23 protein-coding genes are annotated in these 23,184 nt (G+C 68.4%); 8 read left to right on the forward strand and 15 right to left on the reverse strand.

Going from position 1 to position 23,184, the window contains the following annotated elements:
- Nucleotides 1-33 precede the first annotated feature (33 nt).
- The 15 genes from MWN33_RS13825 to coxB all read right to left on the reverse strand — a co-directional run bounded on the left by MWN33_RS13825 (nt 34) and on the right by coxB (nt 14,225).
- Complete coding sequence (locus MWN33_RS13825; RefSeq protein WP_247201616.1) at nt 34-1,698, reverse strand: ABC transporter permease; 1,665 nt, start codon at nt 1,696-1,698, stop codon at nt 34-36.
- 100 nt (nt 1,699-1,798) lie between these two features.
- A complete protein-coding gene (locus MWN33_RS13830) occupies nt 1,799-2,848 on the reverse strand; it encodes an extracellular solute-binding protein (RefSeq protein WP_247201617.1) in 1,050 nt (349 codons plus the stop codon).
- Nucleotides 2,849-3,091: 243 nt separating this feature from the next.
- A complete protein-coding gene (bfr, locus tag MWN33_RS13835) occupies nt 3,092-3,568 on the reverse strand; it encodes a bacterioferritin (RefSeq protein WP_247201618.1) in 477 nt (158 codons plus the stop codon).
- A gap of 91 nt (nt 3,569-3,659) precedes the next feature.
- Nucleotides 3,660-3,974, reverse strand: coding sequence for a (2Fe-2S)-binding protein (locus MWN33_RS13840; protein ID WP_247201619.1), 315 nt, complete (start codon nt 3,972-3,974; stop codon nt 3,660-3,662).
- A gap of 166 nt (nt 3,975-4,140) precedes the next feature.
- Nucleotides 4,141-4,797, reverse strand: a complete 657-nt coding sequence (locus MWN33_RS13845) for a GNAT family N-acetyltransferase (RefSeq protein WP_247201620.1) — start codon at nt 4,795-4,797, stop codon at nt 4,141-4,143.
- Between the two features lie 20 nt (nt 4,798-4,817).
- Nucleotides 4,818-6,104 carry a M16 family metallopeptidase gene (locus MWN33_RS13850; protein WP_247201621.1) on the reverse strand — a complete coding sequence of 429 codons (1,287 nt, stop codon included), beginning with the start codon at nt 6,102-6,104 and terminating at the stop codon, nt 4,818-4,820.
- A complete protein-coding gene (gene thrC / locus MWN33_RS13855; protein ID WP_247201622.1) occupies nt 6,101-7,510 on the reverse strand; it encodes a threonine synthase in 1,410 nt (469 codons plus the stop codon). Before thrC ends, MWN33_RS13850 begins: the two co-directional genes overlap by 4 nt.
- A 93-nt stretch (nt 7,511-7,603) precedes the next feature.
- Nucleotides 7,604-8,347: an SURF1 family protein gene (locus tag MWN33_RS13860; RefSeq protein WP_247201623.1), complete on the reverse strand. Its 744-nt coding sequence runs from the start codon at nt 8,345-8,347 to the stop codon at nt 7,604-7,606.
- Nucleotides 8,344-8,730: a DUF983 domain-containing protein gene (locus tag MWN33_RS13865; protein WP_247201624.1), complete on the reverse strand. Its 387-nt coding sequence runs from the start codon at nt 8,728-8,730 to the stop codon at nt 8,344-8,346. The genes MWN33_RS13860 and MWN33_RS13865 overlap by 4 nt, the downstream gene beginning before the upstream one ends.
- A 112-nt stretch (nt 8,731-8,842) precedes the next feature.
- Entirely contained in the window at nt 8,843-9,679 is an 837-nt protein-coding gene (locus MWN33_RS13870; RefSeq protein ID WP_247201625.1) for a cytochrome c oxidase subunit 3, read from the reverse strand.
- A gap of 70 nt (nt 9,680-9,749) precedes the next feature.
- On the reverse strand, nt 9,750-10,385 hold the full coding sequence (locus MWN33_RS13875) for a cytochrome c oxidase assembly protein (protein WP_247201626.1): 636 nt from the start codon (nt 10,383-10,385) through the stop codon (nt 9,750-9,752).
- A 7-nt stretch (nt 10,386-10,392) separates the two neighbouring features.
- A complete protein-coding gene (locus MWN33_RS13880) occupies nt 10,393-10,575 on the reverse strand; it encodes a hypothetical protein (protein ID WP_247201627.1) in 183 nt (60 codons plus the stop codon).
- A gap of 22 nt (nt 10,576-10,597) precedes the next feature.
- Complete coding sequence (locus tag MWN33_RS13885; protein ID WP_247201628.1) at nt 10,598-11,551, reverse strand: heme o synthase; 954 nt, start codon at nt 11,549-11,551, stop codon at nt 10,598-10,600.
- 133 nt (nt 11,552-11,684) lie between these two features.
- Nucleotides 11,685-13,277 (reverse strand): cytochrome c oxidase subunit I, encoded by a 1,593-nt coding sequence (ctaD, locus tag MWN33_RS13890; RefSeq protein ID WP_247201629.1) that lies wholly within the window; start codon nt 13,275-13,277, stop codon nt 11,685-11,687.
- A gap of 63 nt (nt 13,278-13,340) precedes the next feature.
- Complete coding sequence (gene coxB, locus MWN33_RS13895) at nt 13,341-14,225, reverse strand: cytochrome c oxidase subunit II (RefSeq protein ID WP_425532007.1); 885 nt, start codon at nt 14,223-14,225, stop codon at nt 13,341-13,343.
- Between the two features lie 321 nt (nt 14,226-14,546).
- Between coxB and MWN33_RS13900 the strand changes: the two genes are divergently transcribed.
- The 8 genes from MWN33_RS13900 to recF all read left to right on the forward strand — a co-directional run bounded on the left by MWN33_RS13900 (nt 14,547) and on the right by recF (nt 23,184).
- Nucleotides 14,547-15,062 (forward strand): invasion associated locus B family protein, encoded by a 516-nt coding sequence (locus MWN33_RS13900; protein ID WP_247201630.1) that lies wholly within the window; start codon nt 14,547-14,549, stop codon nt 15,060-15,062.
- Between the two features lie 10 nt (nt 15,063-15,072).
- On the forward strand, nt 15,073-15,702 hold the full coding sequence (locus MWN33_RS13905; RefSeq protein WP_247201631.1) for an HAD family hydrolase: 630 nt from the start codon (nt 15,073-15,075) through the stop codon (nt 15,700-15,702).
- A gap of 21 nt (nt 15,703-15,723) precedes the next feature.
- Nucleotides 15,724-16,623 (forward strand): bifunctional DNA-formamidopyrimidine glycosylase/DNA-(apurinic or apyrimidinic site) lyase, encoded by a 900-nt coding sequence (mutM, locus tag MWN33_RS13910; protein ID WP_247201632.1) that lies wholly within the window; start codon nt 15,724-15,726, stop codon nt 16,621-16,623.
- A 40-nt stretch (nt 16,624-16,663) separates the two neighbouring features.
- Nucleotides 16,664-17,437, forward strand: coding sequence for an enoyl-CoA hydratase (locus MWN33_RS13915; RefSeq protein ID WP_247201633.1), 774 nt, complete (start codon nt 16,664-16,666; stop codon nt 17,435-17,437).
- Between the two features lie 191 nt (nt 17,438-17,628).
- Nucleotides 17,629-17,895 carry a 30S ribosomal protein S20 gene (rpsT, locus tag MWN33_RS13920; protein ID WP_247201634.1) on the forward strand — a complete coding sequence of 89 codons (267 nt, stop codon included), beginning with the start codon at nt 17,629-17,631 and terminating at the stop codon, nt 17,893-17,895.
- Nucleotides 17,896-19,010: 1,115 nt separating this feature from the next.
- Complete coding sequence (gene dnaA / locus MWN33_RS13925; RefSeq protein ID WP_247201635.1) at nt 19,011-20,555, forward strand: chromosomal replication initiator protein DnaA; 1,545 nt, start codon at nt 19,011-19,013, stop codon at nt 20,553-20,555.
- Nucleotides 20,556-20,896: 341 nt separating this feature from the next.
- Nucleotides 20,897-22,012 (forward strand): DNA polymerase III subunit beta, encoded by a 1,116-nt coding sequence (gene dnaN, locus MWN33_RS13930; RefSeq protein WP_247201636.1) that lies wholly within the window; start codon nt 20,897-20,899, stop codon nt 22,010-22,012.
- On the forward strand, nt 22,009-23,184 hold the full coding sequence (gene recF / locus MWN33_RS13935) for a DNA replication/repair protein RecF (RefSeq protein ID WP_247201637.1): 1,176 nt from the start codon (nt 22,009-22,011) through the stop codon (nt 23,182-23,184). Before dnaN ends, recF begins: the two co-directional genes overlap by 4 nt.

A 23,184-nucleotide genomic window follows, 5' to 3' on the forward strand; every position in this document is an offset into this window, starting at 1 on the left:
GGCCGTCCGGGATGACGGCCTTTCCCCCAAGGCTCAATCGTGCTGCGGCCGGCTCAGGCGGGCCAGCAATATGACCGGCGCGAGGCCCACCAGCACGATGAGGAGCGCGGCCAGCGCGCCGTCCTCGTAGGTTCCCCGCGCGGCTTCGGCATAGACGTGGCTCGCCAGCGTCTCGAAGTTCAGCGGGCGCAGCATCAGCGTCGCCGGCAGTTCCTTCATGCAGTCGACGAACACCAGCAGCGCGGCGGCGCCGAGCGCGGGGCGCAGCAGCGGCAGGTGGATGCGCCGCACCACCCCGCCGGGCCGCTCGCCGAGGCTGCGCGCCGCCATGTCGAGCGTCGTGCCGATCTTGCCGTAGCCCGCCTCCAGCCCACCGACGGGGATGGCGAGGAAGCGGATGACATAGGCGATGATGAGCGCCGCGCCCGAGCCGGAAAGGATGAGGCCGGTGGAGATGCCGAAAAGCTGCTGGCTGAAGGCCGAGACGAGATTGTCGAAGCCCGCCAGCGGCACCAGCAGGCCCACCGCCAGCACGGTTCCCGGCACGGCATAGCCGAGCCCGGCCAGCCGGAGCGCGAGCGCCGAGCGCAGCGCGCCGGTGCGCAGCGCCACCACCACGGCAAAGCCCAGCAGCAGCGCGCCGCCGGTGCCCAACGCGGCGAACAGGGCGGTGTTGACCGCCTCGGCGACCACCGTCTCGGGGAAGCCGTGGAACTGGAGCCGCTTCCAGGCCGACAAGGCGAGGTGCCCGGCCGGAACCACGAAGCCGAGCAGCACCGGCAGCAGGCAGGCGGCGAAGGCCAGCGCCGCATGGCCGGGCGCGAGCGGGCGGCGCACCGGCGCGCGGGCGCGGTCGCCGATATTGCCGACCCTCTGGTGGCGACGGCCCCAGCGCTCCAGCAGCACCAGCGCGAACATCAGCGCCAGCATCATCAGCGCGATCTGCGCCGCGCCGGGCAGGCTGGAGCGGTTGAGCCAGGTCGAATAGATCGACAGCGTCAGCGTCTGCACGCCGAGGAATTCGCTGGCGCCGATGTCGTTCACCGTCTCCATCAGCGCCAGCGTCACGCCGACCACGATGGCGGGGCGGGCGAGCGGCAGGGCGATGCGGAAGAACGCCTCGCCCGCGCCCACGCCCAGCGTGCGCGCGGCGTCCAGTACCGAGGCGGTCTGCACGAGGAAGGCCGAGCGGGCGGCGAGGTAGACATAGGGGTAGAGAACGAGGCTCAGCAGCACGATGCAGCCGGGCAGCGAGCGCACCTCCGGCAGCCAGAGGTCGCGCGGCCGCAGGCCGAACATGCTGCGGATCAGCGTCGGGATGGGCCCGAGCGGGTGCACCGCGTCGACATAGACGAAGGCCTGGATATAGGTCGGTATGGCGAGCGGCAGCAGCAGCGCCCATTCGAACACGCCGCGTCCGGGAAAGCGGCAGACCGCCACCAGCCAGGCGGTGCCGGTGCCGATCACCCCGGCGCACACGCCGACGCCGAACACCAGCAGCGTCGTCTCGAACAGCGCGTGCGGGATGACGTTGGCAATGAGGTGGGGCCACAGGTCGCCCGATCCCTGCAGCGCCACCCAGCACAGCGCCAGCAGCGGCAGCAGCACCAGAAGCACAACCGCCCCCGCCGCCACCTTGAGAAGGGGCGAGCCGGCGGCGGAGGCCGTCCTATGGGTGTCGGAAACTGCCAAGCTCATGTCACACGACGAAATCCCGGAGCGGCGGCCGCTCCGGGACAGGATGGGCATCGGGAGGCAGTGGCGGTGTCCCTGACGGCCAACACCGCGCCTACCAGATCTAGTTGTCGAACCCGACCTTGTCGGCGAGGTCGGCCGCCGCCTTGCGGGCCTTGGCCAGCGCGACGAGGTCGACATTGTCGACCTTGAGCGGGCCGAAGGCGGCGATGATCGGATCGACCGGCGCGCCGGGCACGACCGGGTATTCGAAGTTGGCCTTGGCGTAAAGCGCCTGCGCCTCCGGGGAGACGAGATATTCCAGCAGCTTGACGGCGTTGTCCTTGTTCGGCGCGTTCTTGGCGACGCTGGCGCCGGAGATGTTCACATGGGTGCCGCCGCCCTCGAAGGTCGGCAGGATCACGTTGATCGCCTTGCCCCATTCCTCCTGCTCGGGCCCGCCCTTGCCGGAGCGCATCAGGCCCACATAGTAGGAGTTGGCGAGGCCGAGATCGCAGATGTCGCCGAGAATATCGCGCGCAACCTCCCGATCCCCGCCGGCCGCCTTGCGGGCGAGGTTGGCCTTGACGCCCTTGAGCCACTCCTCGGCCTTCGCCTCGCCGTGATGGACGATATAGGCGGCAATGAGCGCGGTGTTGTAGGGGTGCTTGCCCGAGCGGATGCAGACCTCGCCCTTCCACTTCGGGTCGGCGAAGTCCTCATAGGTCAGCGCGGTTTCCTTCACGCGGTCCTTCGAGACATAGGCGACGCGGGCGCGGGTCGACAGCGCGAACCACTGGCCGTCGGCGCCGCGCAGATTGGCGGGGATCGCCTTGTCCAGCGCCTCGGACTTCACCGGCTGGGTCACGCCCTGATCGACCAGATCGAGCAGCGCGCCGACATCCACCGTCATCAGCACGTCGGCCGGCGAGCCCGCGCCTTCCGCCTTCACGCGCTCGGGAAGACCGTCCTTCACGAAGACGCTGTTGACCTTGATGCCGGTCTTTTCGCTGAAGGCGTCGAAGAGCGGCTTGGCCAGACCGGGCTCGCGGGTCGTGTAGACATTCACGACCTCTTCCGCCGAGGCGCCGAGCGGGGCGAAGGCGAAGCCGGCGGCGGCAAGCCCGCACAGGGCGAGACGGCGAGCGAAGGCGGTGGGCGCTGCGTAAGTCATGGCGGTCTCCTGCGCGAGCCGAGCGGCCGGATGTGCCGGGCATCGGACCTGACGTTAGGTACGCGGCAGGCGGTAGCGGAGAGCCCCTGAGGGGTCAATGAAAAGGTACGTTATTTCAATATCTTAGAATAAGTCTAATCCGAAACTGGATGGGCGAGGACGCGATAGGCGGCGTGCGGTGGGCCGGCATGCAAAAGGGCCGGTCTGACGACCGGCCCCCGTCATGATCGCATCGACCCCGGCTCAGTCCAGATCGCCGATATGGTGCTGGGCGTAGAGCTGGAGGCCGAGATTGCCGATGAGGTCGAGCTGGGTTTCCAGGAAGTCGATATGGCCTTCCTCATCCGCCATGAGCGCCTTGAACAGGTCGCGGCTCGGATAGTCCTGCACCGACTCGCAATAGGTCGCAGCTTCCTGATAGAGCGCGCGCGCCTCGATCTCGGCGGCGAGATCGCACTCGATCACTTCCTTGATGTCCTGGCCGATGCGCAGGGGATCCAGCACCTGCAGGTTCGGCAGCCCTTCGAGGAACAGGATGCGGTCGATGAAGCGGTCCGCGTGCTGCATCTCCTCGATCGATTCCGCGCGCCACTTGGCGGCGAGCTTCTTGTAGCCCCAGTTGTCCAGCATGCGGTAATGCAGCCAGTACTGGTTGATCGCGGTCAGCTCCGACCGGACGCCGCGATTGAGATATTCGATGACCTTGGTGTCGCCCTTCATGGCAGCGCCTCTCGTTCTGGGACTGCCATCTTTTTAGAAGAATTCTAATTGCTAGGCAACGCCGGACAGGAGGAAAGCGCCGTGTCCCGGCTCATTCCGCCGCGACGGCGAAATCGACCTGCGCGGGGTGCGTATGTCCGACGTGGGAATGCCCCGCGTGAGAGTGGCCTGCGTGCGAGTTCCCTGCGTGGGAATGGTTCGCCACGGGACAATCGCGCGCGCAGGTGCCGCAGGCGGCGTTCACGTCGTCGATCAGCTTGCGGATGGTGCGGGCGCAGCGGCCGCACTGGGCGCTGCATCCCAGGCACCGGTACACCTGCCCAACCGAACGCACGGGCGCCTGCGTCTCCGTCATCGCGTCGCGGATCTGACGGTCGGAAAGCACATTGCAGGAACAGACGATCATCGGGAGGCGGGACCGAAGTGCTCAGCCATTTAGAATTATTCTAAATTTGGCCTTAGTCTTCTTTTTCGCGCTATTCAGAACCGACGTCAATCGGCAAATGCCGATCTGTCGATCGTGTGATCCGATCCCTCAGGTAGTCATCACGGTATTTTTTACGAATTCTAGATTAGCTCCGCCCGCTCAACTCTCTTCCACTTTCGAACGGCACTAAACTAGGCGCTTCGAGCCGATGTGCCGGGGCTATGGAGTCGGTGGCGAGGCGGGCGAACAGCAGGTGGTCCTGCCAGATGCCGTTGATGCAGAGATATTCCCGCCCATAGCCCTCGCGCTGGAAGCCCGCGCCCTCCAGCAACCGGATCGAGGGCGCGTTGTGCGGCAGGCAGGCCGCTTCGACGCGGCGCAGTCCCAGCGTGCCATGGGCGAACGGCAGCAGCGTGCGCACCGCCGCGCCCATATAGCCCCGGCCGGCGAAGGGCTCGCCCATCCAGTAGCCCAGGCTCGCGGTCTGCGTGACGCCGCGCCGCACATTGGAGAGCGACAGCCCGCCCAGCAGCGCGCGGTCCGCGCGGCGGAAGACGAGGAAGGGATAGGCGAGGTCCTCGCGCACGTCGCGGGTGTAGCGCCGCATGCGGCGGCGGAACGAGCCGCGCGTGAGGTCGTAGGCGGGCCAGATCGGCTCCCACGGCGTGAGAAAGGCCCGGCTGCGCTCGCGCAGCGCCGCCCAGGCGGCGAAGTCGGCCATTTGCGGCATGCGCAGCAGCACGTCCCCGCCCTCGATGAGCATCGGAGGCTCATGCCAGGAAACCGAGCGGAAAAGGGCCATGTCGGTGCCGCGACGGCAGGTTACGCTGGAGACAGACGTTCCGCGATGCGCGCCGCCGATTCAAGAGATTTTCCGGGGCCGAGCGCAGTGAAGGTGGTCCGTCCGCGCGCGATGAGGGCACGGCCTGCCGCCCGTGCGTCGTCCAGCGTCACCGCCTCGACCTTGCCGACGATCTCCTCCAGCGGGATAGGACGGCCGAAGGCCAGCATCTGGCGGGCAAGCTGGTCGGCGCGGGCGCCGGAACTCTCCAGCGCCGCAAGCAGCCCGACCTTGGCTTGCGCCTTGGAGCGCGCCAGCTCGGCCTCGGTCATGGTCTCGATGGTTTCCGCTACCTGATCGACGGCGACGGACACCAGTTCGTCGACATCGCCGCCATCCGTGCCGGCATAGATGCCGAACAGGCCGGTGTCGGAATAGGCCCAGTGGAAGGAATAGACCGCGTAGCACAGGCCCCGCGCCTCGCGGACCTCCTGGAACAACCGCGAGGACATGCCCCCGCCGAGCACATTGGTGAAGATCTGCAGCGCGTGGAAGCCGGGGTCGCGATAGGACAGGCCCGGCAGGCCGATCAGCACATGCGCCTGTTCCAGGTCGCGCCCGCCGCCGATTTGGACGCCGCCCTCGTAGCGGCTCGGCTCCGGAGCCGGCTTGTCCTCGCCGGAGAAGCAGCCGAGGCGGCGCGACACTTCCTCGACGAGGCGCTCATGGTCGACCGCTCCCGCCGCCGCCACAATGGTGCGCGGGCCGCGGTAGTTGCGCGCGAGATAGGTCCGCAGCGCCTCCGGCCCGAAGGAACGCACGCTCGACGGCGTGCCGAGGATCGAGCGGCCAATGGGCTGGCCGGGGAAGGCCCGCTCCTGAAAAAGGTCGAAGACGAGATCGTCCGGCGTGTCGAGCGCGGCGCCGATCTCCTGCACGATCACATTGTGCTCGCGCGCCAGTTCCTCGGGATCGAAGGCCGGCTCGGTGAGGATATCGGCCAGAACGTCGAGGGCGAGCGGGACATCCTCGCCCAGCACGCGGGCATTGTAGGTGGTGTGCTCGACGCTGGTGGCAGCATTGATATCGCCGCCGACCGCCTCGATCTCCTCGGCGATGGCGCGGGCCGAGCGGCGGCGCGTGCCCTTGAACGCCATGTGCTCCAGCAAATGCGAGATGCCGTGTTCGTCCGCCCGCTCGTCGCGCGCCCCCGCCCCCGCCCAGATGCCGAGCGAGGCGGTGGCGAGGTGCGGCATGGTGTCGGTGATGACCGTCACGCCATTGTCGAGGCGCGTGATGCGCGGGCCGTTCGCCGCCTCCGCGCTCATGCCACGCTCTCCGCCGCGCGGGCATGGCGGGCGATGTAGGTCTCGATGTCGGCAATGTTGTTGGGCAGGGTCGGCGTACGCTCGGGCCGCGCCAGCAGGTCCGCGAGATGCGGCGGCAGCGCCGGCCGAACGCCGCTCGCCCGCTCCGCCGCGTCGGGGAACTTGGCGGGATGGGCGGTGGAGAGCACGACCTGCGGCACGCGCGGATCGTGCTTGATGCGCTCGGCGACCGAGACGGCGACCGCCGTGTGCGGGTCCAGCAGATAGCCGGTCTCGCGCAGCACGCGGGCGATCGTCTCCGCCGTCTGCGCCTCGTCCGTGCGTCCGGCGTCGAAATCGGCGCGGATGGCGTCCAGGGCGGCATTGGGCGGGGAGAAGGCACCGGACTGGCCGAGCGAGGCCATGAGCCCCCGCAGCGCGCCGGCGTCGCGGTCCAGCGCCTCGAACAGCACGCGCTCGAAATTCGAGGAAACCTGGATATCCATTGAGGGCGAGGAAGACGGCTCGACGCCGGTCACCTCGTAGCGCCCGGTTGCGAGGGTGCGGGCAAGGATGTCGTTGACGTTGGTGGCGATCACCAGCCGGTCGACCGGCAGGCCCATGCGCTTGGCGACATAGCCGGCCAGCACATCGCCGAAATTGCCGGTCGGCACCACGAAGGAAATTGGCCGATGCGGCGAACCGAGCGCCGCGCCGGCGACGAAGTAATAGACCACCTGCGCGACGATGCGCGCCCAGTTGATCGAGTTAACGCCCGCGAGCTGAAGCCGGTCGCGGAAGGCGTGGTTGTTGAACATCGCCTTCACATGCGCCTGGCAGTCGTCGAACGTGCCCTCGATGGCGATGGCGTGGACATTGGCGTCCGGCACCGTGGTCATCTGCCGGCGCTGCACCTCGGAGACACGGCCGGCGGGATAGAGGATAAACACGTCGGTGCGGGCGCGGCCCCGGAACGCCTCGATGGCGGCGCTGCCGGTGTCGCCCGACGTGGCCCCGACGATGGTGGCGCGCTGGTCGCGCTCGGTGAGCACGTGATCCATCATGCGGCCGAGAAGCTGCATGGCCACGTCCTTGAAGGCGAGCGTCGGGCCGTGGAACAGCTCCAGCACGAAGCGGTTCGGCGCGATCTGCACCAGCGGCGTGGTGGCGGGATGGCGGAAGGAGGCATAGGCCTCCTCCAGCATCGGCTTCAGCACGGCGGGCGTGAACACCTCGTCGACGAAGGGCGCGATCACCCGGCCGGCGACCTCGGCATAGGAATGACCGGCGAGGCGGGCGATGTCCTGCGGCGCCAGCGCCGGGAAGGCTTCCGGCACATAGAGGCCGCCATCGCGGGCGAGCCCGGCGAGCAGGGCGTCGGAAAAGGCGAGCACGGGCGCTTCGCCACGGGTCGAGATGTAGCGCACGCGCGCCTCCGGTCAGAATTCGGCGGCAAACTAGAGGCGGTGCCGCCCGGTGGCAAGCAAGGTGGCAAGCAAGGGCTTGCCGGCGCACCCGGCTCAGCGCCGCCGGCGGCTCCAGACGAGCGCGACGAATACGCCGAGCAGCGTCGCCGCAAGACCGAACCAGGTGAGCGCATATTCCAGATGCCGGTTCGGGAAGGTGACGCGCGTCAGCCCGCCGCGCGGCAGCCCGCCGGGATTGGCGGCGGCGTCCGCGTCGATGAGGAAAGGCGCCACGCGCAGAAGCCCCTTCGCCGAAGCGATGGCCTCGGGATCACGCACGAACCAGCTGTCCTTGGCCGGATCGTTTGGCGGCGTGAACGTCGCCGCCTCTTCCGGCAGGCGCAGCAGGCCGGTGACGGTGACGGGCCCGTCGACCTGCCCTTCCGCCCGCGTGGCGGGTGCGCGGCGATCGACCGGCACGAAGCCGCGATTGACCAGCACATAGGAACCGTCGGCGAGCGCGAGCGGCGTCACCACCCAGTAGCCGGGCCCGCCCGAGCCGTCCGGCGCGGTGTCGATCAGCGCATAGACCTGGACTTCGAGATCATGGCGGAAGCGGCCCTGCGCGGTGACGCGCCGGTACTCGTCCTGCGCGAAGTTCACCGCCGGCCAGTCCGCCTCGTCCGGGAGGGGGGCGAGGGGCTGGTGGATGCGCGCCTCGACCTGCGCGATGAGGGACTCCTTCCACGCCAGCCGTTCGAGCTGCCAGATGCCAAGCCCGACCAGCACGGCAAAGGCCGCCAGCGCCGCGAGCGCAACGGGGAGCAGGCGGCGGGCCGGGCGCTCGGCAACGCTCACGCGTCGCCCCTGTCGAGCCGCCCCTCCTGGGCGCGCTTGGCATATTGCAGGGCGATCATGGTCGCCTTGAGCGGGCGCAGCAGGCCGAGGGTCGAGAGCAGCACGAGCGGCGTCCACAGCAGCGCATGCACCCAGAAGGGCGGCGCCCAGGTGAGTTCGACCCAGAGCGCGAGGCCTACCACCAGCGAGCCGGCGGCGAGGATGATGAACACCACCGGGCCGTCACCGGAATCGTCGAAGCCGTAGTCGAGCCCGCAATTCGTGCAGGACGGCGCCACCGTCAGGAACCCGCTGAAGAGCCGGCCGCGCCCGCAGCGCGGACAGGAGCAGGTGAGGCCCGCCGTATAGGGCGAGACGCCAGTGTGAAAGGGCTGAAGGTCCATGGCCCTGTCTACTCCCAAACGGACATGGCGGGAAATCCGCAAAAACGCGCGGGGTTCGCCAAATGAAAAGGGGCGGCTCGACGCCGCCCCTCGATGGAATGCCCCGGTGTCTTCAGTGGACGGCGCCGGCACTGCCCCAGACATAGATGAAGGTGAAGAGGAACAGCCACACCACGTCGACGAAGTGCCAGTACCAGGCGGCGGCCTCGAACCCGAAATGATGGGTCGGCGTGAAGTGCCCGGCATAAAGACGGCCGAGGCAGACGGCGAGGAAGATGGTGCCGACGATCACGTGGAAGCCGTGGAAGCCGGTCGCCATGAAGAAGGTCGCGCCGTAGATGTTGCCTGAGAACGCGAACTCGGCGTGGCTGTACTCGAAGCCCTGCAGCATCGAGAAGATCATGCCGAGGCCGACGGTGAGCCACAGGCCCCACTTGGCGCCGTCACGGTCGCCATGCACCAGCGCGTGGTGCGCCCAGGTGAGCGTGGTGCCGGAGGTCAGCAGGATCAGCGTGTTGAGCAGCGGCAGGTGCCAGGGATTGAAAGTTTCGATCCCGTTCGGCGGCCAGTGGCCGCCCGTCACCTGGGCGCGGGCGAAGTTGATCTCCTCGCCGACGAAGAGCGCGGCGTCGAAGAAGGCCCAGAACCACGCGACGAAGAACATCACCTCGGAGGCGATGAACAGGATCATGCCGTAGCGCAGGTGGAGCTGCACGACGGGCGTGTGCAGGTGCTCGTGCTCGCCCTCGCGGATGATGTCCCGCCACCACACGATCATGGTGTAGAGGACGCCGAGGAAGCCGGCGACCATGACCAGCACGGTGAGCTGGCCGTGCATCCAGAACACGGCGCCGACCGCGAGAACGAAGGCGAATACCGAAATGACGAACGGCCACGGGCTCGGTTCGACGAGGTGGTAGTCGTGGTGCTTGGCGTGTGCCTCGGCCATGGGTTGCGCTCTCCGTTCCGTCCAATTCCCCAGCGGTCCGACGTTGCGGCCGCGCTATTGCGTCTTCCGCTCAGAGCGGTGCCTTGCCGTCCTTCGGCGCCCCGGCGGCGACCGGCGTCGCCTTGGCGAAGAAGGTGTAGGAAAGCGTAATAGTCTTGACGCCGGCCATCTCCGGATCCTCCGCGAAGGCGGGATCGACGAAGAAGACGACGGGCATGTCGAGCGTCTCGCCCGGCTGCAGCGTCTGGTCGGTGAAGCAGAAGCACTGCATCTTCGCGAAATGATAGCCGGACTGCGCGGGCGTGACGTTGTAGGTCGCGCTGGCCGTCACCGGCTTGTCGCTGCGGTTATGCGCCCTGTAGAAGGCGAGCTTGGTCTCGCCGACGCGCACCGTCACCGAGCGCTGCTCGGGCTCGAAAGCCCAGTCGAGGCCCGGCGCGACATTGGCGTCGAAACGAACCTCCACCGTGCGCTCCAGAGGCGTGGCAGGCGCTGCGGCCGCGACGCGCGTGGCACCGCCGAAACCCGTGACCTGACAGAACATCTGGTAGAGCGGAACGGCCGCATAGGACGCGCCGACCATGGCGGCGACAAAGGCCACGCAGCTCAGCGCGACGACGCGATGGCCGCGCGCGCGGCGAGGTGCGGCCGCCGGATCGGCTTCGGGAGTGGCGGGCGCGGGCCCGGTATCGCGTTCGTTCGCCATCACGGCCTCACAGCGGACGGATCAGCACGGCGGGGCCGAGCTTCACGATGGTCACGGCGTAGAAAAGCACGCACAACGCGCCGAGCACCACGGCGATGGCGACGGAGCGGGCACGCTGCCGGCGCTTCTGATCCGGCGTGAGCACCACGCCGTCGTCGTCCGGGCCGGGCGTCTTCTTTTCATCAGTCATGATCGTCCTCGCCAGCATGCGTTCACAGCCCGAACCAGGCGGGAGCGACCGCCTCGACGAGGAGGACGGCGAAAAGCAGGAACAGGTACAGGATCGAGAAGCCGAACAGGCGGCGCGCGGCGATCTCGGCCGGCGCGCCCTCGCGGCGGCGATAGACCTGCACGGCGAGCAGCAGCATCAGCGCCCCGGTGACGCCCGACACCACCCCGTAGGCAAGACCGGCCATGCCGAGGAAGAAGGGCGACATGGCGAGCGGCACCAGAACCAGCGTGTAGAGCAGGATCTGGCGGCGGGTCTCGTCCGTGCCGGCGACCACCGGCAGCATCGGCACGCCGGCGCGGGCATAGTCGTCGGACTTGTAGAGCGCCAGCGCCCAGAAATGCGGCGGCGTCCAGAAGAAGATGATGAGGAAGAGCAGCAGGCTTTCCAGCCCGATTCCGCCCGAGGCGGCGGCCCAGCCCACCATGGGCGGGAAGGCGCCGGCGGCGCCGCCGATGACGATGTTCTGCGGCGTCCAGCGCTTCAGCCACATCGTGTAGATGACGACGTAGAAGAAGATGGTGAAGGCGAGCAGCGCGGCGGAAAGCTCGTTGACCAGCAGGCCGAGCACCAGCACCGAGCCGGCGGAGAGCGTGACGCCGAAAGCGAGCGCCTCGCCGGGGGTCACGTGGCCGGCGGGAATCGGGCGGCGGCTCGTGCGGCGCATCACGGCGTCGATGTCCGCGTCCCACCACATGTTGAGCGCGCCCGAGGCGCCGGCGCCGATGGCGATGCACAGCAGCGCGGTGAAGGCGATGACCGGGTGCACGTCGCCGGGCGCGCGCACGATGCCGACAAGCGCGGTGAAGATCACCAGCGACATGACGCGCGGCTTCAGCAGCGCCACGTAATCCGACACCGAGGCATAGGAAGGCGCGTCGAGCGGACGCGCCTCGTTCTGGCTCAGGTCGTACTCGCGCGAGGCGACGTCGCTCATCACTTCACTCCGGCATCGCGGGTAGGCGATGCGTTGCTGCGGGCGGTGCGCCGGATGGCGGCTTGCTGGCCCTCTTCATGCAACCGGCGCGATCGAAACCGCGCCGGGCCTTGGTCTCGAACGATCCGCCCGATCACTTGATCTTGGGCAGGACGTCGAAATGGTGGAAGGGCGGCGGCGAGCTCAGCGTCCACTCCAGCGTGGTCGCGCCCTCGCCCCACGGATTGGCGCCGGCCGGCACCTTGGCGGCGAACATCCGGTAGATGCCGAACAGGAACACCAGCACCGCGAAGCCCGAGATGTAGGAGCCGATCGAGGAGACGAAGTTCCAGCCCGCGAAAGCGTCCGGGTAGTCCGCATAGCGGCGCGGCATGCCGGCGAGGCCCAGGAAGTGCTGGGGGAAGAACACCAGGTTGACGCCGATGAAGGTCAGCCAGAAGTGCACCTTGGCGATGCCTTCGCTGTACATGTAGCCGAACATCTTCGGGGCCCAGTAGTACCAGCCGGCGAAGATCGCGAAGACCGCGCCCAGCGACAGCACGTAATGGAAGTGCGCCACCACGTAGTAGGTGTCGTGCAGCGAGCGGTCGATGCCCGCATTGGAGAGCACGACGCCGGTGACGCCGCCGACGGTGAACAGGAAGATGAAGCCGATCGCCCACAGCATGGGCACGCGGAACGAGATCGAACCGCCCCACATCGTGGCGATCCACGAGAAGATCTTCACGCCCGTCGGCACCGCAATGATCATGGTCGCGGCCACGAAATAGGCCTGCGTCGAGGAGGACAGGCCGACCGTGTACATGTGGTGCGCCCACACGACGAAGCCCACCACGCCGATCGCCACCATCGCATAGGCCATGCCGAGATAGCCGAAGACCGGCTTCTTCGAGAAGGTCGACACGATGTGCGAGACGATGCCGAAGCCCGGCAGGATGAGGATGTACACTTCGGGGTGGCCGAAGAACCAGAACAGGTGCTGGAACAGGATCGGATCGCCGCCGCCGGCCGGGTCGAAGAAGGTGGTGCCGAAGTTGCGGTCGGTCAGCAGCATGGTGATGGCGCCCGCCAGAACCGGCAGCGACAGCAGCAGCAGGAAGGCGGTGACGAGCTGCGACCAGGCGAAGAGCGGCATCTTGTGCAGCGTCATGCCGGGGGCGCGCATGTTCAGAATCGTCGTGATCAGGTTGATCGCGCCGAGGATCGAGGAGGCGCCCGCAATGTGCAGCGAGAGGATCAGCAGGTCCATCGCCGGGCCGGGATGGCCGAGCTTGGAGGAGAGCGGGGGATAGATGGTCCAGCCGCCGCCGAAGCCGTTGGAGCCGGCGGCGCCCTCGACGAACAGCGAAAGGATCGCCAGCGCGAAGGAAGGCGGCAGCAGCCAGAAGGCCACGTTGTTGATGCGCGGGAAGGCGGTGTCCGGCGCGCCGATCATCAGCGGGATGAAGTAGTTGCCGTAGCCGCCGATCATCGCCGGCATCACCATGAAGAAGATCATGATGAGGCCGTGGCCGGTGGTGAACACGTTGAAGGTCTGCGGATCGGAGAAGATCTGCAGCCCCGGCTCCTGCAGCTCGGCGCGGATGCCGATGGAGAGGATGCCGCCCACGATCCCCGCGACGATCGCGAAGATCAGGTACATCACACCGATGTCCTTGTTGTTGGTCGAATAGACCCAGCGCTTCCAACCCGTCGGATCGCCCGCGTGACCGGCTGCGTATGCCATGGAACCGTCCCTCATTCGCGCGCTCGCACGCGCTTCGACATTCTAGATCGACGAACCGACGCCTCAGCGCGCCGACGAAACCGCCCCGGCGGCCGGCTCGGCCTGGGCCACCTGAGCGGGGGCTTCGACCGACGCGTACTTCTGCTTGGCCTCTTCGACCCAGCTCGCGAAATCCGCCTCGCTGACGACGCGGATGGCGATGGGCATGAAGGCGTGGTCCTTGCCGCACAGCTCGGAGCACTGGCCGTAATAGACACCTTCCTTCGTCGCCTGGAACCAGCTCTCGTTCAGACGGCCCGGCAGGGCGTCGATCTTCACGCCGAAGGAGGGCATGGCGAACGAGTGGATGACGTCGGCTGCGGTGACCTGGACGCGCACGATCTTGTTGACCGGCACCACGACCTCGTTGTCGACCGCCAGCAGGCGCGGCTGGCCCGGCTTGAGGTCGGCTTCCGCGACCATCAGGCTGTCGAAGCTGAAGGCGCCGTTATCGGGATACTCGTACGACCAGTACCACTGGTGACCCGTCACCTTCACGGTCAGGTCCGCCTTCGGCAGGTCCAGCTCAAGGAAGAGCAGGCGGAAAGAGGGAATGGCGATGGCCACGAGGATGAGCACCGGGACGACCGTCCACACCACCTCGATCAGCGTGTGGTGCGTGGTGCGCGAGGGCACCGGATTGGCCTTCTCGTTGAATTTCAGCGCCACCACGATCAGCAGCGCCAGAACCAGCAGCACCACTGCGACGATGATGACCAGCAGGAAGAAGTGGAAGGAGTGGATGCTCTCCATGACCGGAGAGGCGGCCCCCTGAAGATTGATCTGCCACGGGGAAGGCTGCCCCGTTCCGGCCATGGCCACACCCGTGCCGGCCAGCAGCAGCACCCCGAAGACCCCCGCGACAAGGCCGGCTGCGGTATGCGCAGCGCTGCGGATCCACGAATTCATCGCGATCGTCACTCCCATCAGCTCCCCGAAGGCCCGGTCCCGACGATCATTGATCGCGTGACGGACCCGTAGCATTTGATCCTCATCAAACACAAAATGCCCCCCTGAGCAACGCGCCAGCCGCCCTCCCCTCCTGCGACATGACGTCGGTGGCTGGAACCGTTCTATCCGCACGCGAGGGCATGCCCCATTCTTGACATGGGCCGGTGCCTACTTGCCGCAGCGGGCGCCGCGAGGGCGGTCCATGCCGCACGATTCGCCTTGTCCCCGGCCCGCGATTCTTTAGAAGACATAGCGGACGACACTTTTCTGGAGAGGCTCATGCCCGGCTTCGCGGCATTCCGTTCTGCCATTCTCGCGGTGGTCGCGCTCGCCGCCCTCATCGCCGGCGCCGGCGGCGCGGCGGCGCAGGGCGTCGTGCGCTCGGTGCATGGCGAATGGCAGATTCGCTGCGACACGCCGCCCGGCGCCCAGTCCGAACAGTGCGTGCTGCTGCAGAGCGTGCAGGCCGACGACCGGCCCAACGTCGGGCTTACCGTCATCGTGCTCAAGACCATCGACCAGAAGAGCCGCCTGCTGCGCGTGCTGGCCCCGCTCGGCGTGCTGCTGCCCTCCGGCCTCGGCCTCAAGATCGACAATGCCGATGTCGGCCGCGCCGGCTTCGTGCGCTGCGTGCCGAATGGCTGCGTCGCCGAGGTGGTGATGGACGACAAGCTGATCAGCCAGCTCCGCACGGGGCAGAACGCCACCTTCATCGTCTTCCAGACGCCGGAGGAAGGCATCGGCATCCCGCTCAGCCTCAAGGGCTTCGGCGAAGGCTTCGACGCGCTTCCGTGAGGAGGCGCCGATGACCTCGATGGTCCCGCCTCCCCGCCTCGTCATCTTCGACATGGACGACGTGCTGCTGCGCTATGACGTCGAGGCGCGCCGCGCCGCCATGGGTGCGCCGGCGGGGCTTTCCGCCGCCGATGTCGAGCGCCTCGTGTGGGACAGCGGCATCGAGGATGCCTCCGACATGGGCGCGCTGTCGCCCGACGCCTATCTCGCCGCCATCTCGGCCGCGCTCGGCGTGCCCTTCGGCCGTGCCGAATGGCTGCGCACCCGCGCCCTCGCCATGACGCTCGACCCGCCGGTGCTCGCGCTGGCGGAAGCGGTACGGAGCCGGACACCCATCGCCCTGCTGACCAATAACGGGCGCATCATGCTGGAGCACTTCGACGTGCTGGTGCCCGAGCTGCGCACCCTGTTCGGGCCGGCCATGCATGCCGCCGGCGAGTTCGGCACCAAGAAGCCCGACCCCGCCATATATAAGGAGGTGGCGCTACGTCATCGCGTCGCCCCGACCGAGGCGGTGATGATCGACGACAAGCCGGCCAATGTGGCCGGCGCGCGCGAGGCCGGCTTGCGCGCCCATCTCTTCGAGAACGCGCCGGGGCTGGAGGCTTTCCTGCGCCGGCTCGGCCTCCTCACCCAATAAGAGAGCGACCGACGAGACCCCATGCCCGAACTGCCCGAAGTCGAGACCGTCCGGCGCGGGCTGGCGCCGGTGATGGAAGGCCGACAGATACTGACGGCCCTCGCCCGCCGGCCGGACCTGCGCTGGCCGCTGCCCGAGCGCTTCGCCGAGCGGCTGACCGGGCGGCGCATCCTCTCCCTGTCCCGCCGCGCCAAATATCTCCTCGCCGACGTCGGTCCCGACGCCGCCGGCGCGGGCGAGGTGCTGGTGATGCATCTGGGCATGTCCGGCTCCTTCCGCATCGAACCGGAGGCCGGCGTGCCGCAGACGCCGGGGGATTTCGTGATGCCGCGCTCCAAGGCCGCAGCGCACGACCATGTGGCGTTCCGGCTCGAAGGCGGGTTGGAGGTCGTCTACAACGACCCACGCCGCTTCGGCGCCATGCTGCTGGTGCCGCAGGCGACGCTCGACGCGCACCCGCTGTTCCGCGCCCTCGGTCCCGAGCCGCTGGGCCCGGATTTCGACGCGGAGCGCCTCGCCCGCGCGCTGGCGGGCCGCCGCACGCCGCTGAAGGCCGCGCTGCTCGACCAGAGCGTCGTCGCCGGGCTCGGCAACATCTATGTGTGCGAGGCGCTGCACCGCGCCGGGCTTTCGCCCGAGCGGCAGGCGGCGACGCTCGTCACCGCCGCCGGCAAGCCTACCGCCGCCGCGCGCCGCCTCGTCGATACTGTCCGGCTGGTGCTGGAGGAGGCCATCGCCGCCGGCGGCTCGACGCTGCGCGACCACGCGCAGGTCGACGGCACGCTCGGCTATTTCCAGCACACCTTCCGCGCCTATGACCGCGAGGGCGAGGCGTGCCTGAGCCCGAACTGCCGTGGGACCATCGGCCGGCTTGTCCAGAGCGGGCGCTCGACCTTTTATTGTGTGGCCTGCCAGCGCTAGGCGCGGCGGAAGGCAGAAGGCAGAAATCGGGAGAGGCGCCATGGCCTACGACAATATCCTCGTCGAGACGAACGGGCGCGTCGGCGTCATCACCCTCAACCGGCCGAAGGCACTCAACGCGCTGAACGCCGCGCTGATCGGCGAACTCGGCCACGCGCTGGACGCGTTCGAGGCGGATGCCGGCATCGGCGCCATCGTGCTTACCGGCTCCGAGCGCGCCTTCGCCGCCGGTGCCGACATCAAGGAGATGCAGCCCCTCCTCTTCCCTGCCACCTATACCGAGGACTTCATCACCAGCTGGGAGCGCCTCTCGCGCTGCCGCAAGCCGGTGATCGCGGCGGTCGCGGGCTATGCGCTGGGCGGAGGCTGCGAGATCGCCATGATGTGCGACATCATCCTCGCCGCCGACAATGCCCGCTTCGGCCAACCGGAGATCCAGCTCGGCATCATGCCGGGCGCGGGCGGCTCGCAGCGCCTCACCCGCGCCATCGGCAAGGCGAAGGCGATGGAGATGTGCCTGACCGGCCGCACCCTCACCGCCGAGGAGGCCGACCGCTACGGCCTCGTCTCGCGTGTCGTGCCGTTGGCGGAACTGCGCGACGAGGCGATGAAGGTGGCCGGCACCATCGCCGATCTCTCCCTCGCCTCTGTCATGATGACGAAGGAAAGCGTCAACCGCGCTTTCGAGACGACGCTGGCCGAGGGCATCCGATTCGAGCGCCGGCTGTTCCAGGCGTTGTTCGCCACCGCCGACCAGAAGGAAGGCATGTCCGCCTTCACTGAGAAGCGCGGGCCTTCCTTTACCAACGCCTGAGCGCGGGCGAGGGACCGGCGAAGGCACGCGCAGGGCACTGTCGCGCGCCTTTCATATTGACGCGACGGCGCCTCCCGACTATAAGCCCGCCACTCGCGCGGGGCTCCTCCGGTTGGCTCCGCTTTATCCTTTGCAACCGATTTTCGGCGGGAGCGGCTCGGCCGTTTCTGCGACGACGAAGAGGACGGCCGATGGCCAATACGCCCTCCGCCAAGAAGGCGGCTCGCAAGATCGAGCGCCGGACTGCGGTCAACAAGAACCGCCGCTCGCGCCTGCGCACCTTCGTGCGCAAGGTCGAGGATGCGCTCGCTTCCGGCGATCGCGATGCCGCCACGACCGCCTTCAAGGCTGCCGAGCCGGAAATCCAGCGCGCCGCGCAGAAGGGCGTTCTTCACAAGAACACCGCTTCGCGCAAGGTGTCGCGTCTGGCGGCGCGGGTTGCCAAGCTCGGCGCCTGATCGCAGTCTAGCCGCCTACAACCTGAAGTCTGCAGAGCCCGGCCGTTGCGCCGGGCTTTTTGCGTTTGCTGCCAGCCCCGACGAGGCCGCTCGCGGGCCGGCATCGTGCCGTCCACGGCGCCAGTTGCAGAACTGTCACATCCTGCGCACGACTCGGGCCGCGCCGATTTATCCCCACCCCCGCCCTTGACTTGCCTGCCTCGACGAAGCAGCCGCCGGATGCGTTCCAACAGCGCCAAAACCGCCTCCGGTCGCGCAGAAATATATAATACAAACCAACAGCTTATGGCCCACCCGCCGGGGCACCTTCCGAATCGTCGCCGCCACCGTCCGGCGCGCCGCCGGAGGGAGAAAATTAGCTGCGGAAATGCCCGTCATATCCTCTCTCAAAATCTTGCAAGCGACTCAGAGATTTGCCGACTGATGGTTCTTTTTTGGGCGCCCGAATCGCCGCTGCGGGCACCTCCTGCCCGCCTCTCGCGCGCCAACGGCGTTGCACCAAAGGGGGCCCCTGTGTATGTTGTCTTCATCCGGTTCCGCCGGGCACCTCAGCGAAAAGTTGAGTTTTGAAGCTTCTCATTTCAACGTGAGGGGGGAGTTGTGTGCTGCAATCATAACCGGCCTCACTTGGAATTATGTCAGGCTTATTGGGAAATGACATGACTCCTCTGTCATTCGAGGAGTGCATGGCGATGTACTGCGTAGCTGCGTCAGCATAATTAGTTGCACTCATAAGAACGAAAACTAGTTAGGGCGGCAACGACCTTGCCGCAGAGGGGCTGCTATGATCACGCGAACGGGCGCACGTAGGGATACGTGCTCAGATTGCATCGCCGGTCCGCCGGCAGAGATGACAATCTGTCACCGGCCGGGCCTCGATCCCGAGCCTTCCCGTTCCCGCCAGGAGCCTCCGTCAAATCCGTACGATCCCGGTTGAGGCATCGGCGCCGGTCGTCTAAGGACATCGCCCCAGCGATCGACAGACGGCCCGAGCCGGCCCGTCAGCTTCTCCATTCGCGCCGAAGGGTTTCAGCCCCGACCCCGCTCACGCGGTGTCGCCGTGGCGGCGCTCCCTTCGTGCTTCCCAACAACCGCATAAAAAACGCGGAGTCGACATGTTCAAATCCGATGGTATCGAACCCTCCGGCCAAGGCCAGTATTCCAGCGCGGCGGCCCGCGCGGCGGCCCGGGCGGGTTTGGATCGCGAGGCCCGTGCATCCGACGCCGACAATGCCGAAGCCCATCCCGCCGATGCGCGCCAGAGCTGGGAGCGCATCCGCCGCCGCCTTCGCGCCGAGATCGGCGAGGAAGTCTATTCGAGCTGGTTCCCGCGTCTTGAGCTTGACGGGATTCAGGCCGGCACGGTGCAGCTGTCGGTACCGACCCGCTTCCTGAAGACCTGGATCCAGCAGCACTATATCGAGCGCCTCACCGCCCTCTGGCAGGAGGAGGCCTCCGCCGACCGCGTGGAACTGGTGGTGCGCACCGCCGTGATGCGCGCGCCGGGCGCGGTGCCCATGCCGGTACGCACCGTCGCGACGGCCGCTGCCCCGCGCGGCGCCGCCATGGAAACGGCGGCCGCGACAACCGCCACACTGCAGGCGAGCGACGCCGCGAGCGGCTCGCCGCTCGACCCGCGCCTGAATTTCGCGACCTACCGCCTCGGCGATTCCAATCGCCTCGCCCATGCCGCCGCGCTGAAGGTGGCCGACGCTCCGGCCGGCAGTGGCCCGGTGTTCAACCCGCTCTATCTCCATGCCGCCGTGGGCCTGGGCAAGACGCATCTCTTGCAGGCCATCGCCGCAGCGGGCGCGACCAGCGGGCGGCGTGTCGTCTATCTCACTGCCGAGCGCTTCATGTACGGCTTCGTCGCAGCGCTGAAGAGCCAGTCGGCGCTGGCCTTCAAGGAACAGCTTCGCGGCATCGACACGCTGGTGATCGACGACCTGCAGTTCCTGCAGGGCAAGAGCGTCCAGCAGGAATTCTGCCACACGCTCAACGCGCTGATGGATTCCGGCCGCCAGGTGGTGATCGCCGCCGACCGCCCGCCGGCCGAGCTCGACGCGCTGGAAGAGCGCGTGCGCTCGCGCCTTGCCGGCGGCCTCGTGGTGGAGATCGCCCCGCTCGACGAGGAACTGAAGCTGGAAATCCTCGCCGCGCGGGTCGCCACCCTCGCCCAGCAGCACCCCGGCTTCAACGTGCCGGCCGACGTGCTGGCCTTCATCGCCCGCAATTGCGGCCAGAACGGACGCGACCTCGACGGCGCGCTGAACCGGCTTCTGGCGCATAACCAGCTCACCTCGCGCGCCATCACGCTGGAGATGGCCGAGACAGCCGTGCGCGATCTCGTGCGCTCCAGCGAGCCCAAGCGCGTGCGTGTCGACGACATCCTGCGCATCGTCGCCAAGCACTACAATGTCAGCCGCGCCGACATCCTCTCGCAGCGCCGCACCGCCAATGTGGTGAAGCCCCGCCAGATCGCGATGTATCTCGCCAAGATGCTGACGTTGCGCTCGCTGCCGGAGATCGGCAGGCGCTTTGGCGGCCGGGACCACACCACGGTGTTGCACGCCGTGCGCAAGATCGACGGGCTGGTCGGCACCGACCGCGCGCTAGCGGAAGAAGTCGAGACGCTGAAGCGGCTCGTCAACGACGAGTGACGGGCGGCGCAGGCCGGCGCTCTCGCGGTCCTGCGCCGCGAGACGGCGCCCGCGCGTGAAGCCCCGGCGCCGTCGCTGACGGCGCCCATGCGGGTCCCGGCGCCGTCGATGACGGCGCGCTGCCGCACAAGGCGCCGTTCTTTCCCCGCTATTCCCGCAGATTTCCCCACTAATTCGAACGCGAGGCCGCGCTGGCGCTTGCGTTGCAGCGAGGCTGGCGGCAAATTCGTCGCCCCCGGCGGCGCGCCCGCGCCGTCCGCCCGGGGCGCGTGGCCGGGCGATGCCTGTGCCGCCCGCGCTCCGTGCACATCCCTCTCTCGTATTGCACGGGTGTCGCGGCCATGAAGGTCACTGTCGAGCGGGCCGAGTTGCTCAAGTCCCTGGCCCACGTTCACCGCGTGGTCGAGCGGCGCAATACCATTCCGATCCTCGCCAACGTGCTGTTGCGCACCGATGCGCGCGGCCTCGCCCTGCGTGCCACCGATCTCGACATCGAGATCGTCGAGACCATCGCCGCCGAGGTCGCCGAGGAAGGCGCCACCACCGTGCCGGCGCACACCATCTACGACATCGTGCGCAAGCTGCCCGAGGGTTCGCAGGTGCAGTTCGAGACCTCCGGCGACCGCGGCACGCTGACCGTGCGCGCTGGCCGCTCGCGCTTCGCGCTGCAGACGCTGCCGGATACCGAATTCCCGGACCTCGCCGCCGGAGAAATGTCGCACCGCTTCACCCTGCCGGCGGGCGAGCTCAAGCGCCTCGTCGACAAGACGCAGTTCGCGATCTCGACGGAAGAGACCCGCTACTATCTCAACGGCATCTATCTGCATGTCGCCGAGGCGGGCGGGCCGGTGCTGCGCGCCGTGGCGACGGACGGTCATCGCCTCGCGCAGGCGCAGACCGCGGCTCCCGCCGGCGCCGCCGGCATGCCCGGCGTCATCGTGCCGCGCAAGGCCGTCGCCGAAATCCAGCGCCTCGCCGAGGATGGCGACGCCGAGGTGACGGTGGAGCTTTCCACCGCCAAGATCCGCGTCTCGCTCGACCGCGTGGTGCTGACCTCCAAGCTGATCGACGGCACCTTCCCGGACTATGGCCGCGTCATCCCGGTCGGCAACGACAAGACGCTGGTGGTGGACAAGGCCGACTTCGCCTCCGCCGTCGACCGCGTGTCGACCGTCGCCAGCGAGCGCGGGCGGGCGGTGAAGCTCTCCATCGCCGATGGCAAGCTCACCCTCTCCGTCACCAACCCGGATTCGGGCAGCGCGACCGAGGAGATCGAGGTCGAATACGCCGCCGAGCCGATCGATATCGGCTTCAACAGCCGCTATCTGCTCGACATCACCTCGCAAATCGAAGGCGGCACGGCCGAACTGAAGCTCGCCGATCCCGGTTCGCCCACGCTGGTGCAGGACCCGGACAAGCGCGGCGCGCTCTATGTGCTGATGCCGATGCGCGTGTGAGCCCGCGCACGCCTCCCGCCGCCCGCATCCTCCGGCTCCGGCTGACGGAGTTCCGCAGCTACCACGCCGCCGAGATCCGCGCCGGCGACGGGCCTGTCCTGCTCGTCGGGCCCAACGGCGCGGGCAAGACCAACCTTCTCGAAGCCATCTCGCTGCTGGCGCCGGGCCGTGGCCTGCGCCGCGCCGGGCTCGACCAGTTCGCCGCGCGGGGCCCCGACGGCGCGCCCGCCGCCGGCTGGGCCGTGTCGGCGCTGGTCGACGGCGCCTATGGCGAGGTGAGCCTCGGCACCGGCATCGAGGGCGACGGCGGCGAGGCGCGGACCCGGCGCTGCCGTATCGAGGGCGAACCCGTCGGCTCGGCCGCCGCCTTTGCCGACCATGTGCGGGTGGTCTGGCTCACTCCCGAGATGGACGGGCTCTTCATCGGCCCTCCTTCCGAGCGGCGGCGCTTCCTCGACCGGCTGGTGCTGGCGGTCGACGCCGAGCACGGGGCGCGTGTGAACGCGCTGGAGCGGGCGCTGCGCGCGCGCAACCGTCTGCTGGAGGAGCCCGCCACCGATCCGCGCTATCTCGACGCGGTGGAGCAGGAACTCGCCGCCCTCGCCATCGCGGTGGCGGCGGCGCGGCTGGAGACGGTGCGCCGCCTCGCCGCCGGCATCGCCAAGGCGCGCGACGCCGAGCGGGGCGAGGCCCCCTTTCCCTGGGCGACGGTGGCGCTGGAGGGCGAGGTCGAGCGCGCTCTCGGCCGCGAGCCGGCGACGGTGGTGGAAGACCAGTACCGCCTCGCCCTGCGCGCCGCCCGCCCGCGCGACCGCGCCGCCGGCCGCACGCTGGAGGGGCCGCATCTCACCGATCTGACGGTCGGCCACGGCCCCAAGGGCATACCTGCCGCGCAGGGCTCCACCGGCGAGCAGAAGGCGCTGCTGATCGGCCTCGCCCTCGCCCATGCCCGCCTCGTCGGCGAGATGGCCGGGCGTGCCCCGGTGATGCTTCTGGACGACGTGGTGGCCTATCTCGACCCGCTGCGCCGCGCCGCGCTGTTCGAGGCGCTCGACGCGCTGGGCGGGCAGGTGTGGATGACCGGCGCCGACCCTTCCGCCTTCGCCGCGCTCGGCGCGCGGGCGGAACGCTTCGCCGTCACGCCGGGCCATGTCGCGCCGCTGGAGGACTAG

This window comes from Ancylobacter koreensis, assembly GCF_023016525.1.
In the GTDB taxonomy this organism is placed as follows: Bacteria; Pseudomonadota; Alphaproteobacteria; order Rhizobiales; family Xanthobacteraceae; genus Ancylobacter; species Ancylobacter koreensis.